We start from the raw sequence: 15,952 nt of genomic DNA, 5'->3' as shown, positions 1-15,952 counted from the left end.
GGGAAGATTAATTTATAGAAAATAAGAGGGGTGCAATCATGGCGAATTTGAAATATGAAATAAAAGAAACGATTGGAATCATATCAGAAGGTGCAAAGGGATGGAACAAGGAACTAAATCTCATCAGTTGGAATGACCGTGAACCGAAATATGATTTACGTGATTGGGACCAAAACCATGAGAAAATGGGCAAAGGGATTACCCTCTCAAAAGAGGAGTTAATCCAGTTAAAGAAATTATTAAATGAAATGGGTTTGGAATAGGAAGGAGGAGAGCAAGTCATGGACACAACCATAGAAAAATTACAAAAACTGCATTCTTCTGTCCAAAAATTAGAGAGTGCATTACAAGAGGTTTGGAGTGGTATTGACGAAATCAGGGACGATGAATATTTCAGTGACCTCCTGCAAAAAGCGAAACAACATAAAAAAAAGAAACAACCATCCAATGAAAACACGGAGGAGCTTTCTGTTCTGTTAGATGAATTCGCAAACAGCATGGGAGAAATTCCTGAAGATGGTACAGTTGTGATTGATTTTGAAGACGCAATATCAGAACTCATTGAATGGGTAAAAAATAATAAACTGAGGTAAACCTTTGAAGACAGGAAAATAAAAACGGAAAAGGGGCATCAAACAAGCCCCTTTTCCGTTTTTATTTATGATTGGTCGTTTTAAGATTGCTCTCGTGAATCTGAATAGCAGCAGGATTCATCAGTGTTAGACTTACGATAACAATGACACCTGTGACTAAACCGTAGATGATTGGCAGTGTTGACGTAATGCCATAAATCATGAAAGTAATAAAAATGACGAGTGAGCTAGCGATAATTGAATAAAAAGCCGCTTTGCTTGTTACACGCTTCCAATAAAGACCAATAATCAGCGGAACGAATATCGCACCAGATAAAATCGCATAAGCCATATCCAATGCAACAAGGATGTTTTGAATCCAGATCGAGAAAATGATCGATAACACACCTAATCCGAGTGTGACAATCCGAGACGTTTTGATAACCTCTTTATCGCTCATCTCTTTTTTCGCGTAAACCTTAATAATATCATTCGTGATTAAAGTTGCAGAGGCAAAGATGGCTCCAGAAGCATTCGACATGAGTGCAGAACAAACACTAGCAAGGACAAGTCCTAATAAGCCTGGAGGTAAAATTTCTAATGCCAAACTAGTAAAAGCAGATTGAGAGTCCCCTAAATTCGGGAGAAGTACGAGTGCACACATACCAACAATACTTAATGCTAAGGCATAAAAAACACTATACACACCAGCAGAGACAGCACTGCTTTTCATTACCTTTTGGTTCTTCGCTGTAAAGACACGCTGCCAAATATCTTGTGAAACCATTAATCCAAAAAAGTATAATAAAAAGTATTGAAAAATTCGATCCCAACCAATGTTAGTCAGGCTATTATGACTTTCTGGCATACTATTAAAAAGGACCGTTAATCCACCAACACTATCAACACTATAAGGGAACATGATAAAGAATACACCTATAGTCATCACAGCAAATTGAATAATATCAGTTAAAGTAATACTCCACATTCCACCTAAAATGGTATAAAAAAGGACGATTCCACCACCAATAAACATAGAAGGGATAACCGGCCAGCCGAGTAAGACGTGAATGACATTTCCCATACCAATTACTTGCGTTACAACAATCATAAGAGTGTAGATGCTCGTAACAATCGCACTAATGAGCTGAGTCCCTTCACCAAAACGTTTTCCGAGCATCTGACTTATCGTGAAAACCTCATAACCGCCAATCTTATTCACAACGAATAAACCCAATGCAGCGATTCCAAAGCCCATCATCGAAACAAACCAAAAACCGGAAATACCCACATCATACCCTAAAGTGGTCGAACCCATCGTTGCGGCACCGCCAATAATGACCGCCGCTAAACAACCGACATGGCTAAAGTAGCCTAAACGGCTTCCTGCCAGTAAAAAATCTTTTTCTGACTTTGCCTTTTTGATTCCAATAATCCCCACAACCATCAATACACCAAAATACAGTAGAAGTACAAGCGTATCAAGTATGTTCATCTATAAACCCCCAAACTAGATTCTATTTCGTATTCAGTGACCGCTTCTTCCAGCAAGGAAATACCTAGATCCAAATGTTCTTTATCAATAGTAAGCGGAGGCATCATTCGGATGACTTCACCTTTATTACCACTTAAATAGAAAATGACTCCTTTGTCTAGACACTTCTCAAGAATGTTCATTAATCCTTTACCATTTGGTTCCCCCGTTGCAGGATGGACAATTTCAATTCCCAACATCAATCCAATCCCACGTACGTTCCCTATCGCAGGGTGTTTTTCTTGAAGAGCTATTAATTTATTTAATGCATAGTCACCTAACATTCTAGCATTTTCAATTAATCCTTCGTCTCTTAGCACATCAATCGTTGCACACGCTGCAGCACATGCGACAGGATTTCCGCCAAATGTTGTACTATGGCTGCCAATGGCCCATTGTTCCATTAATTCTCGTGAGGCAACGGTGGCACTAAGAGGTAATCCGCTAGCAATCCCTTTGGCAATCGCCATGATATCGGGTGTCACACCAAATCGATTGGCAGCAAACCAGTCCCCTGTACGTCCAAAACCGGTTTGAACTTCATCAAAGATTAACAAAATTCCGTGGCGGTCACAGATTTCCCGTATTTTTTGCAACCAGGCTTTTGGCGGGATGACATAACCGCCTTCTCCTAACACTGGTTCCAAAATAACAGCTGCTACTTCATCTGGGGCTACTTGGTGATTGAATAGTCGTTCAAAGTCTTTTTCAACGTGTCCAGACCAATAATCGTTATGATTAAATCCTTGTGGTGTTTCAGAAATCTGAGCATACGGTAATTGATACGTCATATTGGCCCCAACAGGTAAATTCCTTCTGTATTTACTTTTAGAGGTAGTAAGACTTAGGGCTCCCATCGTTCTTCCATGGAATCCTCCTAGGAACGATACAACATAGGGTCTTTTCGTCACATGTCTTGCTAATTTAACTGCACCTTCAATCGCCTCGGCACCGCTATTTCCAAAGAAAAAGCAGTCTAAAGGCTCAGGTAAAACCGCTTTCAATTTTTTCGCTAATGTAATAATAGAGTCGTAATTGATGATCCCAATCGGACCATGAACTAAATGGTCAACTTGTTCTTTAATAGCTGCAATCACTCTTGGATGTCTGTGTCCTGTATTTTCAGTTGCAATACCAGAGGTGAAATCTAGATATTTTCTGCCATCAACCCCTACATAAAACAATCCCTCTGATTTTACTACCGGCAGGTTTGGAAAATCCTTCGCCATAGTGGGAGCTAACAAGCCTTCTTCATTAATGGTTTTCCAATCAATCATAACCTCAACCCCATTCTAGATATTGAGGAAATTTTCTAACAATTTTATCAAACAGTCAAACGCCGACTATTAAAAAAATTAATAGTAAAAAAATGTTAAAAAAGGAATGGTTGAGAGGCTACTATCCATGATCAATTTATAAAAATACAAAAAGCCAACCCCCATTTTAATCGAATCTGACATACTTTACTAGTGTAAAAGTTCCTTTCTACCTAAGTTCTATCCAATGACATGAGCTCTTGATAAAAAGTTATTTTTGAATATATATAAAGTCTGTTAGTCTAGTTGATTCAATTAATTTTAAAAGATTAGAATATTCTTATACTTATCAAGGGGGTCATAATGATGGAGAAGAATATTTCAATTTTAGGAGTACCGATGGATTTAGGTCAGTCAAGACGCGGAGTGGACATGGGACCAAGTGCGATTCGTTACGCCGGTGTTGTGGATCGGTTAGAAAAAATAGGTCACACTGTAACGGACCTTGGCAACATTGAAATTGAGCCTGCAGGTAGGGGTACTGCCATACATACCAACTTGAAAAACTTAGAGGCTGTGGTGAAAGCTAATCTGGATTTAGCGGAAAAAGTAGATAAAATCATTGGAAGAAATGATTTTCCGTTGATTTTTGGAGGAGATCATAGTATTGCAATTGGAACACTGGCTGGTGTATCCCGTCATTATTCGAATCTTGGCGTGATTTGGTATGATGCACACGGGGATTTGAACACAGAGGAAACGTCTCCTTCTGGTAATATTCATGGGATGCCGCTGGCAGCAAGTTTAGGGTTTGGTCATCCTTTACTAACGAATATCGGCGGGTACGCTCCAAAAATTAAACCTGAAAATGTCGTCATTATTGGTGCCCGAGATCTTGATGAAGGAGAGAAAGATTTGATTAAAGAGATTGGGATAAAGGTATACACCATGCACGAAATTGATCGATTAGGTATGACAAAGGTGATGGAAGAAACAATCGAGTATTTAAAAGGAACCGATGGTGTACACTTATCATTAGATCTGGATGGACTCGATCCAAAAGAATGTCCAGGGGTTGGAACTCCTGTATTAGGCGGTATAAGTTACCGTGAAAGCCATCTTGCCATGGAAATGTTAGCAGATGCCCAAATCATTACTTCAGCTGAATTTGTAGAAGTAAACCCCATTCTCGATGAACGAAATAGAACGGCACTCGTTGCCGTAGCTCTTATGGGCTCGTTATTTGGCGAAAAATTGTTAGAACGACCGCTAACAAAGAAGAGAGAATATGCCTATCATACAAAGTAAAGGTAAGAGTAATAGATATATAGTTTAATAACGTAATAATCATTAATATCTTTTATGGATGATTTCATAAAAATAAACAGTAGAAGGTAAACTTCCATCCATCCAAAACCGTTATAAAGTTTTTTCCATATCCCATGAGCAAATGGAAGTAAGTAAATTTTTATTGGTATAATAATAGGGAATAGAACCTAACCGGTTATAGGGAAAATATCTATTTTTATAGTAAAGCGGGGATTGGATGGAACTTAGAAATTTAAAGACATTTCAAGTGGTGGCAGAAGAATTAAATATTACGAAGGCCGCCAAACGTTTAAAATATACGCAGCCTACCATTACGTTACAAATACAATCATTAGAAAAAGAACTCAATCATTCTCTTTTAACCAGAGTTGGTAAAAAGACGCTACTAACAACGGCTGGTAAAAAACTAAAAGCTCATGTGGATCACTTATTTGACCTTGTTGAAAAAATAGAAAAAGATATGGAAGAATTACGCGAACCGTCAGGTGTCCTTACAATTGCAGCCTCTGAATATTATTGTACACGGCATCTTTCATCGCTAATAAGGACGTATATGGACATGTACCCCAACGTACGGATAAGTCTTCTTCCACTAAACAGTGTCCATGCAATCCAAAGCGTAAGGGATCGTGTCGCAGAAATTGCAATCATTGCGAGTCCATGTAATGAAACTGATATAAGAAAAACCTATTTAGAGGAAGAACAGACTTTTTTGGTGGCTTCATCCGACATCAGCAGGGGCAAAGGTATTCATGAAATTGTAAGTGAATATGCCTTTATTTCTTATGATAATAATTGCAGTTTCAGCAATATTATTGACCAATTTTTCAAAAAAAGCTCACTTCAGCCGCATACCACTATAATGGTTGGTGGAAGTGATGAGATGATTAAAAGAGCGGTCCTAAATGGAACAGGATATGCCATACTAGGTGAAAATGTTATAAAGAATGAATTAAAGGATGGCTCCATCACGATCCTCGAACATGTCACTAATTCAATTATAACCTCGGCCATTAATTTAAAAATTCGTTCAGAAGAACCGAATATCCAAACCTTTAATGATTTCTTACAAATTGCCTGGTCTGTTAACAATAAATAATGAAAACGTTTGGAAACCAAACGATGAAGGGACTGTTTTAACCCAGTTCCTTTTTTATTGTATTTGAAAGGACCTTCCCCTGTAATCTGTCCGCCAACTGAACATTTTTACGTATTAACAATCGTTCAATTGGTGGACAATGAAAGAAATCTGGACGAAAAAATGTCAATAGTGAATAGTGGCCCGAAAGAAATTTTTTGGTAAAATTAGGAGTAAGAACAATTACATCTCAATTGTCATTCGTGCTTGGGATTACACAGAAGGGGAGGATTGTTTTGCCAAGTATTAGTAGTTATTTTTTTAAAAAAGGGATTAAAGCTGGCGCAAAAAAACTGAAATTGGAAGAAAAGGAAGTAGCTGAGAGCAGGCAGGTCATTGATTCGTTTGCTCGGAAAATCTCCAAACTTCCAAAGGACTGTAAGGTTCAACAGATTGAGATTGAAGGGATTTATGCTGAGTGGATTTCTAACAATCAGACTTCAGAAGGAAGGGTGATTTTATATTTACACGGAGGAGGGTATCTCTATTGCTCAGCGGATACCCATCGAATGCTGGCTGCGAGAATCATGAAAGAATCTGGTGTAAAAATCCTCCTGCCGGAATACCGGCTTGCACCTGAACACCCATTTCCTGCTGCCATCGAAGATACTCTCACTGTCTATCGATGGCTTCTTAAGCAGGGATATGACTCTTCGAATATTATATTTGCAGGTGATTCAGCAGGAGGAGGCTTATCGGTGGCCGCCACTCATGTACTTAGAGATCAATATGAACCGCTCCCAGCAGCACTAGTATGTTTGTCCCCGTGGGTTGACTTAACAAGCTCTGGGTATAGCTACAGGGAAAACAGTGAAAAAGACCCGTATTTAAGGAAAGATCTTGTTCGAAAAACGGCTCAGCAATATGCGGGTGGTGAGCCTCTAGACAATCACCTAATTTCTCCCGTTTTTGCGGACCTTAGTGGATTTCCACCAATGTTTATTCAGGCGGGGAGTATTGAAATATTGTTAAGTGACGCTGAAATGCTGGCGGATAAAGCGCGTCAGGCAGGGGTGAAGGTTCATTTCAAAGTCTGGAAAGGTATGTGGCATGTATGGCAAATCGGCTCAGGATTACCTGAAGCGAAAAAGGCTGTGAAAGAAATCGGTAATTTTATAAAGAAGACATTTAGCGTAAGTCGATGAAAATCTATATTTGTTTTCAGAATCTTCAATTTCTCCTATTGTAAGTAACTATTTTTCTATGTAAAATACAAGTAATTAGTAATGAATGAGTATTCATTCATTGGAAAGGAGTAAGAATTATACTACGGAAAAAGAGGGCTGGAGAGCACAAAAATATTAAACAGAGGTGAGCGGCGATGTCAGAAAATAATCCTTTTGATTCTATAAGGCAAATAAGTGAAATGTGGGAAAAAGGATTAAATGGCTTATTATTTCAATCCGTAAATAACAACCCATTAATACAAGTGACGAAGCTAGGCATTGAGGCGAATTCTAGATACATAGAGATGCTAAAAAGAAATCGAGAACTGATGGCTAATTATATGAATCTGCCAACAAAAAATGATGTAGCCAATGCGGTCAAACAAACCATGCAAGCGGAAGAAAAGATAGATATTCTTGAAGAGCAAATCTGGAATTTACAAGATCATTTTACTTTAGCAACACAAGAGCAAAATAAGGTGCTTGGAGAAATACTAGAATTCACCAAACATATCCATTTGGAATGGCAAAAAGCGTCACAGGAGCTAGCTGCATTATCTGAAATGAAAAATGAATTTCAAGAGATGAAGAAGCTTTTGCAGAAAGATAAAAAAGAACCTGTTCTAGCAGCCAAATAAGGGTGAAGGAGAATAAACGATGGCGGTTAAATCACTCGTAAATATCCCGGTTCTCAATCTTGAAAGTGAGAAGAAGCGGTGGAACAATATTTATAAAGTTTTGAGCGAACCGAAGCCTGAAATTGAATCAACACCTAGAAAAGCGGTTTGGAAAAAAGGAAAAGCTGTTTTGTGGTATCATGCTGCACCAGAGAAAAAGTATACCACTCCCCTATTTTTGGTATATTCTCTCTTAAATAAAGCGTTTATACTTGATATCTCTGAAGAAGGAAGTGTGGTTGGCAATCTTACAAAACAGGGTTACGATGTCTATTTGCTAGATTGGGGTTCTCCCGGCTTGGAGGACAAGGACCTCACTTTAGATAACTACCTTATTGACTATTTGGAAGCTGCAGTAAAACGAGCCTTAAGGCATTCAGGTGCAGAAGATATCTCTTTGGTGGGTTATTGTATTGGCGGCATGCTTTCGGCAATGCTGACATCACTAACAGATTTGCCAATCAAAAATCTCGTTCTGGCAGCAGTTCCAATTGACTACAGCAACGCAATTGTTCCTAATAAATGGGTGAAAGCACTTCAAGACGGCACACTGAATTTTGACCGGTTTGCAGATGCTTACGAAGTCATTCCATCAGAGTTTTTATATGCCATCTTTATGGCGCTTCAAGGATTTAACATCGCACCAACCATAAATCTGGTCACTCGTGCTCACGATCAAAAGTATGTTGATAAGTGGCGGAATATGGACAAATGGATGAAGGATGCTGTTACATTTTCAGGTGCCGCATTTAAGCAGATGATGAATGAATTATACAAAGAGAACAAGCTTGTCAAAGGTGAAATGAAGATTGGCGGTCAGAGGGTGGATTTAGCCAATATTAAATGCAGTACATTGGTGATCACATCCACCCGGGATGAATTAGTGCTGGAATCACAAAGCCTTCCTGTCATGGACCTTATTTCAAGTGAAGATAAAACCTATCAGCATGTGGAAGCAGGGCATGTCTCTCTATGTTTAACCGGCCAGTTTGCCTTTGCGATTGACCCTTGGCTGTCGGTCCGTTCTACTAGATTAATATAAAAAGAACATTGGAAAAGCCTTAGCCCTTTGTATGCGGACTAAGGTTTTGATTTTTTTACAATGAGTTGAAGCTATAATAATAAATCATGCTAAATCTGATCAAGCTCCAAAGGCAAAAAGGCGTATTCGCCGTTCTTAATAATCTCACCTTTACGAACGCGAATAGGCTGTTTAAAAAGGGGTCCATCTATGACGGTAGTATGAAACTCTCCGCCTTCTCCACATGGGTCAATACCACGTGCTTCTAGTTCCTTTACGTATTCATGGGTAAATGTCTGCCCTAAGTCGTCTTCGCGCATTCCCAATGATAAATTAACTGTGACAATGATAGTTGTAAATCCTAGATTTATGAATTCTTCTACAGCTTCCCGATGATTCATTCCCCATAAAGGCATTCCAAGCTTTAATCCAGCATGGTTCGCAACTTTTTCATGCCAACAGCCATGAGCCGGTAAATCCAAGTCTCCAGTTACTAACACTTCTGCTCCTTGGTTTTTAGCTTTTGATAAAAGGCTCATAAATACAGTTTCATAATCTGTCCAACTGGCAGCAGCGGTATATACAGGCAAACCTATAGATTTAGCTTGGGCTTTAATCAGTTCCGGAGGCATCCCATGGGATCTGGAACGTTTCCCTTCTTCCTCGAGCATGACAATCAGACCCGCTGCTTCTCCAACTTTCATAGCTTTATAGAGAGCTAAAACACTATCCTTTCCTCCGCTAAAAGAAGCAATAAATTTATGACCGTACGCACCATTTTTCCAATCCTGGAGTTCTGTCATTCTTATTTTCCCCTTTATTTTAATTACTTTTTTGAAACTGATATTAATATACATATCTCTACTTTTTTTATTCTATCAGGATTGGTCCTAAAAATGACAGAAATATCTATTTAATACTGGGATCTGAATGATAGACCCTTCGCATTTCATATCGACTCGATTTATTCCAATAATATTCATTTGATTATATTCTATAGTTCTAGTAATCTATTTAAGGATTAATAGAGAATCGGAGAGAACTCACTTGGAGATGAAGGAACAGAAACATATAAAATGGTCATATAAAGTTATTTTTATAATTATCGGTCTATTGTTCATAAAAGTCTTTGAATTTGTCATTTTAAATAGAATCATTCATTGGTTTTGGAACATACCTTTGGATAGCAAGGGCGAGTTCATAGTCATTATTGTTACTATATTGATTTTGTTACCATTCATCATTATTGTCATGATGCAAAGAATTAGATTAGAGGGAGCAGAAGAGAAGTACAAACAGTTAGCCTATTTTGACCCTTTGACGGGACTTCCAAATCGTAGATATTTTGAAGAAAAAGTAAGCAATTCTCTATTGCGAAAAAGTAAAGAAGGAAAAACCGGTGCTGTTGTTTTCATTGACATTGATGGGTTTAAACTTGTGAACGACACTTACGGTCATGAAATTGGTGATATTTTATTAAAGGAAATTGGGATACGGCTTTTAGCAAGTGTGCGCAAAGAGGATTTGGTTTCACGTTTTGCAGGAGATGAATTTATTTTCTTCCTACCAAACGTAGACAAGGCTTCAGTTTTAAAAATCGTAAAAAGAATGATCGAAGAGATTAACAAGCCATTTGTTATCAACAATCATAGAATTTTAACTTCAACAAGTGCAGGTATATCCTTTTTTCCAAAACAAGGAAAAGATATAAAATTATTATTAAGAAATGCCGATAAAGCAATGTATAAAGCAAAATTATATGGAAAAAATACGTACGAAATTTTTGATGAAGATAAGGAATTCTGACATTTTAACTATTGCTATGGGATTGACGCTGCCATAATTGGTGGCTTTTTTTGATTTGTTTGGTTTAGTTAAGGTTGGCTACATGATCAATCACGACTGGGAAACATGGTATGGATTACTTGTTTATTTTATAGTTTTTAGATTCTTCTATCCTTGGTATATAAAATTACTTACAAAGAAACTGGTCAACATTTAATGTTGGCTTTTTTTGTGCTTTTTTAATAGCGTAATGGATTTTATTTTTCCGGGAATAGGCAAATACTTCAATAGAAGTAAACGCATTATTTGCAAACGATAAGAAATTACAACAGAATAAAAATGGTAAAATAAATTTGACTGATTACTTATACTGGAAATTGTCTATTCTGAACAGTAAATTAAGGAGGAATAACTATGTCAATACTAAATCAAAAAATTGTTCCGCATTTATGGTATGACAAGGAGGCAAAAGAAGCAGCCGAGTTTTACGCTTCCATATTCCCGGACTCAAAAATCACGGATGTAACAACAATTCATGACACACCATCAGGCGACTCCGATATAGTCTCTTTTGAGCTTTGGGGGCAAAAGTTCATGGCAATCAGCGCTGGCCCTTATTTCAAGATCAATCCATCTGTGTCCTTCATCGTTAATTTTGACCCATCGCGAGAAAAAGATGCGAGTGAAAAAATAAATGAGGTTTGGAACAAATTGTCCGATGGCGGCACTCCGTTAATGCCACTTGATAAGTATCCGTTCAGTGAGAGATTTGGCTGGATTCAGGATAGATATGGTTTATCCTGGCAATTAATGCTTACAAATCCAGAAGGTGAAGAGCGGCCTACAATCGTGCCGTCACTTTTGTTCGTGGGAGATCAATGCGGCAAAACAGAAGAGGCGATTAATTTTTATTTATCCGTATTTAAAAACACAAAGAAGGGACATATCGCCCGTTACCCTAATGGCATGGAACCGGATAAAGAAGGAACCATCATGTTCGCTGATTTTAGCTTAGAAAACCAGTGGTTTGCCGCAATGGACAGCGCACACGAGCATCAATTCAATTTTAACGAGGCAATTTCATTTATGGTGTATTGTGACACACAAGAAGAGATTGATTACTACTGGGAAAGGCTCTCTGCAGTTCCTGAAGCCGAGCAATGCGGCTGGCTGAAAGATCAGTTTGGTGTATCCTGGCAGATTGTGCCAAGTGAGATGGACGAGATGATGAGCAAGGGCACCCCGGAGCAGCTTAAGCGCCTAACGAAAGCATTTCTAAAAATGAAGAAATTTAATCTTGCAGAATTGCTGAAAGCATATAAGGGATAATGAGAAGTACAGCTTATGAAGAATCTGTAGACAGGTTATTTAACAGGTAATAAATTGAATAGTTACAGTTGAAGAGCATTTCTTGTCATGAGAAATGCTTTTTTTATGGATATTAACAATAAGAATATAGTAAAAAAAGATAATAATTTATTGAAAAACGATAAATGTCGTGGTAATATCAAATAGAAAATAAATTAGTGAGGTGCTTTTTATGAAACGAGGGTCAACATTATTTTTAAGAATGGCTGTTTTTCTTATTGGAACTCCAGTTCTTGCTTTAGGTATATTTGGGTTAACGTGGTTACCTAAAAATCCAGTAAATCCAGACTATGCCCATATTCTATATCCCATTGTAATCGGTATGTATGTATCCGTGATACCGTTTTTCGGTGCCTTGGTTCAGGCTTTTAAACTGTTAAGCTATATTGACAAGAACCAAGCTTTCTCTGAGTTGTCTGTTAAGGCTCTGAAGAATATCAAAATCTGTGCTTTGACCATCAGTGGTTTATTTGTGGTAATATTGCCATTTGTTTATCTTGTAGCAGAGCTGGACGACGCACCAGGCCTCATCATAATTGGAATGGTTCCTGTTTTCGCTTCAATGGTAATTGCCGTCTTTGCTGCTGTTCTTCAAAGACTTTTAAAAGAAGCGATTGATATAAAATCTGAAAATGACTTAACGGTCTGAGGTGATAACGATGGCAATTATAATCAATATTGATGTGATGCTGGCTAAAAGGAAAATGAGTGTAACGGAACTTTCGGAGAAGGTTGGAATTACGATGGCTAACCTTTCTATATTGAAAAATGGAAAGGCAAAGGCGGTCCGATTTCAAACGTTAGAGGCGATTTGTAAGGCTTTAGATTGTCAGCCGGGAGATATTTTAGAATACAGAAGTGATGAGGAAACCCCATAAGACTGACTATGGAGGTATAAATTATGAGAGCACTAAAACAACTGGTTCGTTTTGGTTGGGAACAGGCCTTATCATGTTTGTTTCCTATTGTTATTTTTGCCTCTTTGGCTTTTACAAAAATTATGCCGCTTCCCTTCCTGCCACGGTATGATTGGCTGCTCATCATCTGCCTTCTCATGCAGTGGTGGATGGTACGTTCTGGGCTTGAGACGCGTGATGAACTAAAGGTGATCACCTTGTTCCATCTTATTGGACTTGCGCTTGAACTTTTCAAGACACACATGGGCTCCTGGTCGTATCCAGAGGAAGGATATTTCAAAATTTTTGGAGTGCCTTTGTATAGCGGATTCATGTATGCAAGTGTCGCGAGTTATCTTTGTCAGGCGTGGAGGAGGATGAAGGTAGAACTCGTTAAGTGGCCGCCGTTCTTGGTAGTAGTGCCTCTTGCAGCTGCGATTTATTTGAATTTTTTCACTCACCATTATTGGATTGACGTTCGGTGGTATTTATCAGCTCTTGTCATAATCGTCTTTTGGCATTCATGGGTCACATACGAGATCGGTGGAACGCGTTACCGTATGCCACTCGCACTTTCTTTTGTGCTCATCGGATTTTTTATTTGGATAGCTGAAAATATCGCAACGTTCTTTGGAGCTTGGGAATATCCAAACCAAACCGAGGCATGGAGTCTCGTTCATCTAGGAAAGGTGAGTTCATGGCTCTTATTAGTGATTGTTAGCTTTCTTATCGTCGCGACGTTAAAACAGGTTAAGGGGAGCAACTCCACCAGAATAGATAATAGTCAATTTTTATAAGAGGTAAGAAAGCCGTTTTGAAAAGTCGGATCCTTAAAGGAATTCGGCTTTTTAGGTTAAGTTCTCCTTTCGTGCAAAATTCCGAATAAGAGCTGTTGAAAAAAGGATTTTTTATTCACCATACTGAATCTATATTTTTTAGTGTATTTAATTTGGGGAAAGATGAAGTACATCATCGGAAATTATTCATAACGTGTATTTTACAGTGTAGATTGAGAATTTTCTACAAGAAAAATAGGGGCGGAATCAGAGACATTCCTACCCCTTTTTGTTATTTATTCAGTTTTCAAGTTACTTATTTTTCGTAACTTAAACCGAATCCGAAGGTGTAGTCTTCACCTACTTCATTTGTATAGGTGTAATCATATGATTCTGCATAGCCAGGAACGTCGGACGCGTTTTTATCAACGGCCTCTTGGTTTGCCGGGACAGTAATAGGAAGTTTACCGGTTGGGTTGTAACGTCCGCGCAATACATCTAGCAGTGCCTCGCCCTTTACATTATAGGTTGCCACAACAGCAGCAGCCCCAGGCTCAACTTCATCGATTACCCATGGGTTGTTCATATTGATAACGAGAGCAGTTGGCACTTTGTTTTGAATCTCCTTAACTCGATCAACGTTAATACCAGTGTTTGTGCCTAATTTGATATCGACAGGTGCATTAAGGTCAACTGGGTTCTCGTATGGGCTTGGACGTAACATAACGAGAGCAGAGTTCGCCTCTTCGAGTGTATCGACGATGGTTAATGAAGGTTCTTCTTTTCTAATAAGTTCCTTTAGGGCAGTGGTCCGAGCTACACTGTTGTTACCAGCGAAAACTTCTACATATAGTTTCGTTGAGGCTGCTTTTTGGTCAGTCAGTGGTAACATTTTCTCGTTGTTGCGCAGTAATGTGATCGATTTAAGGTGTGCTTCGTCTGCGCGTGCTTGGAACTCATTCGAGTCGGCCATCGCTTGTGCCTCAGCAGGATCTGTGTATGGATCCTCGAAGAGACCAAGGTTGAACATCTCTGTAAGTAGAAGCGATACGGATGGATCAAGGTCTTTTTCGTCAACTAGACCTTTTTTGACTGCTGAAATCAGCCCGCTTGGATCGTTGTTATCAGAGAAGATGTTGGTACCGGCATCAATCGCCTTAGCGAACTTTTCCTCTATTGTTAGGTTTTGAACTCCCCAGTCACGGTTGGTTAGTACACCGCTGTCACTGTTGACGTAGCCGGTGAAGCCCATCTCGTCACGTAAAAGGTCAGTTATAATTTTCTTATTATATGCTCCTGCTACTTCCTCAAACTGCTGTGACTCAGAGTACCAAAGCTCTTTCGGAAGCTGGACAGCACTGCCTTCGTTTTTCGGGACATTATAATAGGACATTACCGAGCTCGCCCCAGCGTCAATGGCTGCTTGGAATGGTGGAAGCTGATACTTGAACAAGCTTCCCGCCGTTGGATAAACGGCCCACTGGCCTTGCTCATTATGAGGGTCTAAACCATTGAGCACAGCGCCATCTCCAGGGTAGTGCTTGATGGTCTGAGCTACAGATTTGCTGCTAAGCTCCTCGCCCTGGAAGCCAAGGACTAATTCACGAGAAATCTTGGCGTTCAAGGTTGGGTCCTCACCAAAGGTACCTGAAATTCGACGCCAGCGCGGCTCAGTCGCAGTTTCAATCTGATAACCGTAGGCTTTTTGAATTCCAGAAGCACGCCATTCATCGCGTGTAATCTCTGCGAAATCTCGTATTAGCTCTATGTCACCAGTTGCAGCAAGCCCCAAGGTACCTGGCCAAGTGGAAAATTGACCTGAGGCCTCGCTGATTCCGAACTGGTTTTGCTCATTGATGTGATTCCGCGGGTTGGAAGTGAATACAAGTGGAATCCCAAGTCGTGTGGTTTCAGCTAGCTCTTGATAAGAGTTTGCCCGGGTGGCTAATTCTTTGGCTGTAGGGTTATCTCGGATAATCACAAAACGAATGTGCCGGTTGTTTACGTAGTCATTCATTACATCAGGGTTTGCGCCTAAGGAAGTGATCTGCATAATGCCCGCTTTTTCTTCCATGCTCATACGTGGGAGAAGGTCGGCGACACGCATCTTTGTGGGTAAACGCCAGTCCTCGTAGCGGTCAAGTTTTCCGTTCGCGTTTAAATCTTTAAACTCACGCTGGCCAATCTTGATGATAGGTTTAACATGGGCTTCAACCGACGGGGCCTTCTTGCCTCCAGCGTTGGAGTGATCAGGGGGAGCAGCGAATGTCAAGCCAGCTACGGTTGCTGCGAGAACACTAGTAGCAAGAGTTGACATTACCATTTTTTTTAATTTTTTAGATTTCTTAGACAAAACTTTTTCCTCCTTTTAATACATAAACTCGGTAGACTAGGACTACAAAAGGCACCTTTTATAAAATAATCTTTCATTTAT

The 15,952-nt window shown here is 39.3% G+C and carries 16 protein-coding genes; 12 read left to right on the top strand and 4 right to left on the bottom strand.

Annotated features, from left to right (window positions below):
* Nucleotides 1-38 precede the first annotated feature (38 nt).
* Complete coding sequence (locus ACIQAA_RS15920) at nucleotides 39-263, top strand: YdbC family protein (RefSeq protein WP_402621350.1); 225 nt, start codon at nucleotides 39-41, stop codon at nucleotides 261-263.
* 18 nt (nucleotides 264-281) lie between these two features.
* Nucleotides 282-593, top strand: coding sequence for a hypothetical protein (locus ACIQAA_RS15915; RefSeq protein WP_402621348.1), 312 nt, complete (start codon nucleotides 282-284; stop codon nucleotides 591-593).
* A 61-nt stretch (nucleotides 594-654) separates the two neighbouring features.
* Here the strand turns inward: ACIQAA_RS15915 and ACIQAA_RS15910 are convergent, their stop codons facing one another.
* Entirely contained in the window at nucleotides 655-2,067 is a 1,413-nt protein-coding gene (locus ACIQAA_RS15910) for a sodium:solute symporter family protein (protein ID WP_402621347.1), read from the bottom strand.
* Entirely contained in the window at nucleotides 2,064-3,383 is a 1,320-nt protein-coding gene (locus tag ACIQAA_RS15905) for an aspartate aminotransferase family protein (RefSeq protein ID WP_402621345.1), read from the bottom strand. The genes ACIQAA_RS15910 and ACIQAA_RS15905 overlap by 4 nt, the downstream gene beginning before the upstream one ends.
* 345 nt (nucleotides 3,384-3,728) lie before the next feature.
* Between ACIQAA_RS15905 and rocF the strand changes: the two genes are divergently transcribed.
* The 5 genes from rocF to ACIQAA_RS15880 all read left to right on the top strand — a co-directional run bounded on the left by rocF (nucleotide 3,729) and on the right by ACIQAA_RS15880 (nucleotide 8,714).
* On the top strand, nucleotides 3,729-4,670 hold the full coding sequence (gene rocF / locus ACIQAA_RS15900) for an arginase (RefSeq protein ID WP_402621344.1): 942 nt from the start codon (nucleotides 3,729-3,731) through the stop codon (nucleotides 4,668-4,670).
* A gap of 238 nt (nucleotides 4,671-4,908) precedes the next feature.
* On the top strand, nucleotides 4,909-5,790 hold the full coding sequence (locus ACIQAA_RS15895) for a LysR family transcriptional regulator (protein WP_402621343.1): 882 nt from the start codon (nucleotides 4,909-4,911) through the stop codon (nucleotides 5,788-5,790).
* Between the two features lie 275 nt (nucleotides 5,791-6,065).
* Nucleotides 6,066-6,974: an alpha/beta hydrolase gene (locus ACIQAA_RS15890; RefSeq protein WP_402621342.1), complete on the top strand. Its 909-nt coding sequence runs from the start codon at nucleotides 6,066-6,068 to the stop codon at nucleotides 6,972-6,974.
* Nucleotides 6,975-7,150: 176 nt separating this feature from the next.
* Entirely contained in the window at nucleotides 7,151-7,633 is a 483-nt protein-coding gene (locus tag ACIQAA_RS15885; protein WP_402621340.1) for a polyhydroxyalkanoate biosynthesis repressor PhaR, read from the top strand.
* A gap of 19 nt (nucleotides 7,634-7,652) precedes the next feature.
* Nucleotides 7,653-8,714 carry an alpha/beta fold hydrolase gene (locus tag ACIQAA_RS15880; protein ID WP_402621339.1) on the top strand — a complete coding sequence of 354 codons (1,062 nt, stop codon included), beginning with the start codon at nucleotides 7,653-7,655 and terminating at the stop codon, nucleotides 8,712-8,714.
* Between the two features lie 89 nt (nucleotides 8,715-8,803).
* Here the strand turns inward: ACIQAA_RS15880 and ACIQAA_RS15875 are convergent, their stop codons facing one another.
* Nucleotides 8,804-9,496 carry a Dph6-related ATP pyrophosphatase gene (locus ACIQAA_RS15875; protein ID WP_402621337.1) on the bottom strand — a complete coding sequence of 231 codons (693 nt, stop codon included), beginning with the start codon at nucleotides 9,494-9,496 and terminating at the stop codon, nucleotides 8,804-8,806.
* Between the two features lie 250 nt (nucleotides 9,497-9,746).
* On the opposite strand from ACIQAA_RS15875, the gene ACIQAA_RS15870 reads away from it, so the two are divergent.
* The 5 genes from ACIQAA_RS15870 to ACIQAA_RS15850 all read left to right on the top strand — a co-directional run bounded on the left by ACIQAA_RS15870 (nucleotide 9,747) and on the right by ACIQAA_RS15850 (nucleotide 13,539).
* Complete coding sequence (locus tag ACIQAA_RS15870) at nucleotides 9,747-10,499, top strand: diguanylate cyclase domain-containing protein (protein WP_402621593.1); 753 nt, start codon at nucleotides 9,747-9,749, stop codon at nucleotides 10,497-10,499.
* A gap of 393 nt (nucleotides 10,500-10,892) precedes the next feature.
* Nucleotides 10,893-11,807: a VOC family protein gene (locus ACIQAA_RS15865; protein ID WP_402621335.1), complete on the top strand. Its 915-nt coding sequence runs from the start codon at nucleotides 10,893-10,895 to the stop codon at nucleotides 11,805-11,807.
* A gap of 211 nt (nucleotides 11,808-12,018) precedes the next feature.
* Nucleotides 12,019-12,495, top strand: a complete 477-nt coding sequence (locus tag ACIQAA_RS15860) for a DUF2975 domain-containing protein (protein ID WP_402621333.1) — start codon at nucleotides 12,019-12,021, stop codon at nucleotides 12,493-12,495.
* Between the two features lie 10 nt (nucleotides 12,496-12,505).
* Entirely contained in the window at nucleotides 12,506-12,724 is a 219-nt protein-coding gene (locus ACIQAA_RS15855; RefSeq protein WP_402621332.1) for a helix-turn-helix domain-containing protein, read from the top strand.
* A 23-nt stretch (nucleotides 12,725-12,747) separates the two neighbouring features.
* Entirely contained in the window at nucleotides 12,748-13,539 is a 792-nt protein-coding gene (locus ACIQAA_RS15850) for a DUF817 domain-containing protein (RefSeq protein ID WP_402621330.1), read from the top strand.
* Between the two features lie 295 nt (nucleotides 13,540-13,834).
* Here the strand turns inward: ACIQAA_RS15850 and ACIQAA_RS15845 are convergent, their stop codons facing one another.
* Entirely contained in the window at nucleotides 13,835-15,871 is a 2,037-nt protein-coding gene (locus ACIQAA_RS15845; RefSeq protein ID WP_402621328.1) for a glycoside hydrolase family 3 protein, read from the bottom strand.
* Between the last annotated feature and the right edge of the window lie 81 nt (nucleotides 15,872-15,952).

The sequence above is a fragment of the Neobacillus sp. NPDC093182 genome, assembly GCF_044754045.1.
Note: the sequence above shows the minus strand (reverse complement) of the source record. Positions and strands in the feature narration are given on the sequence as shown.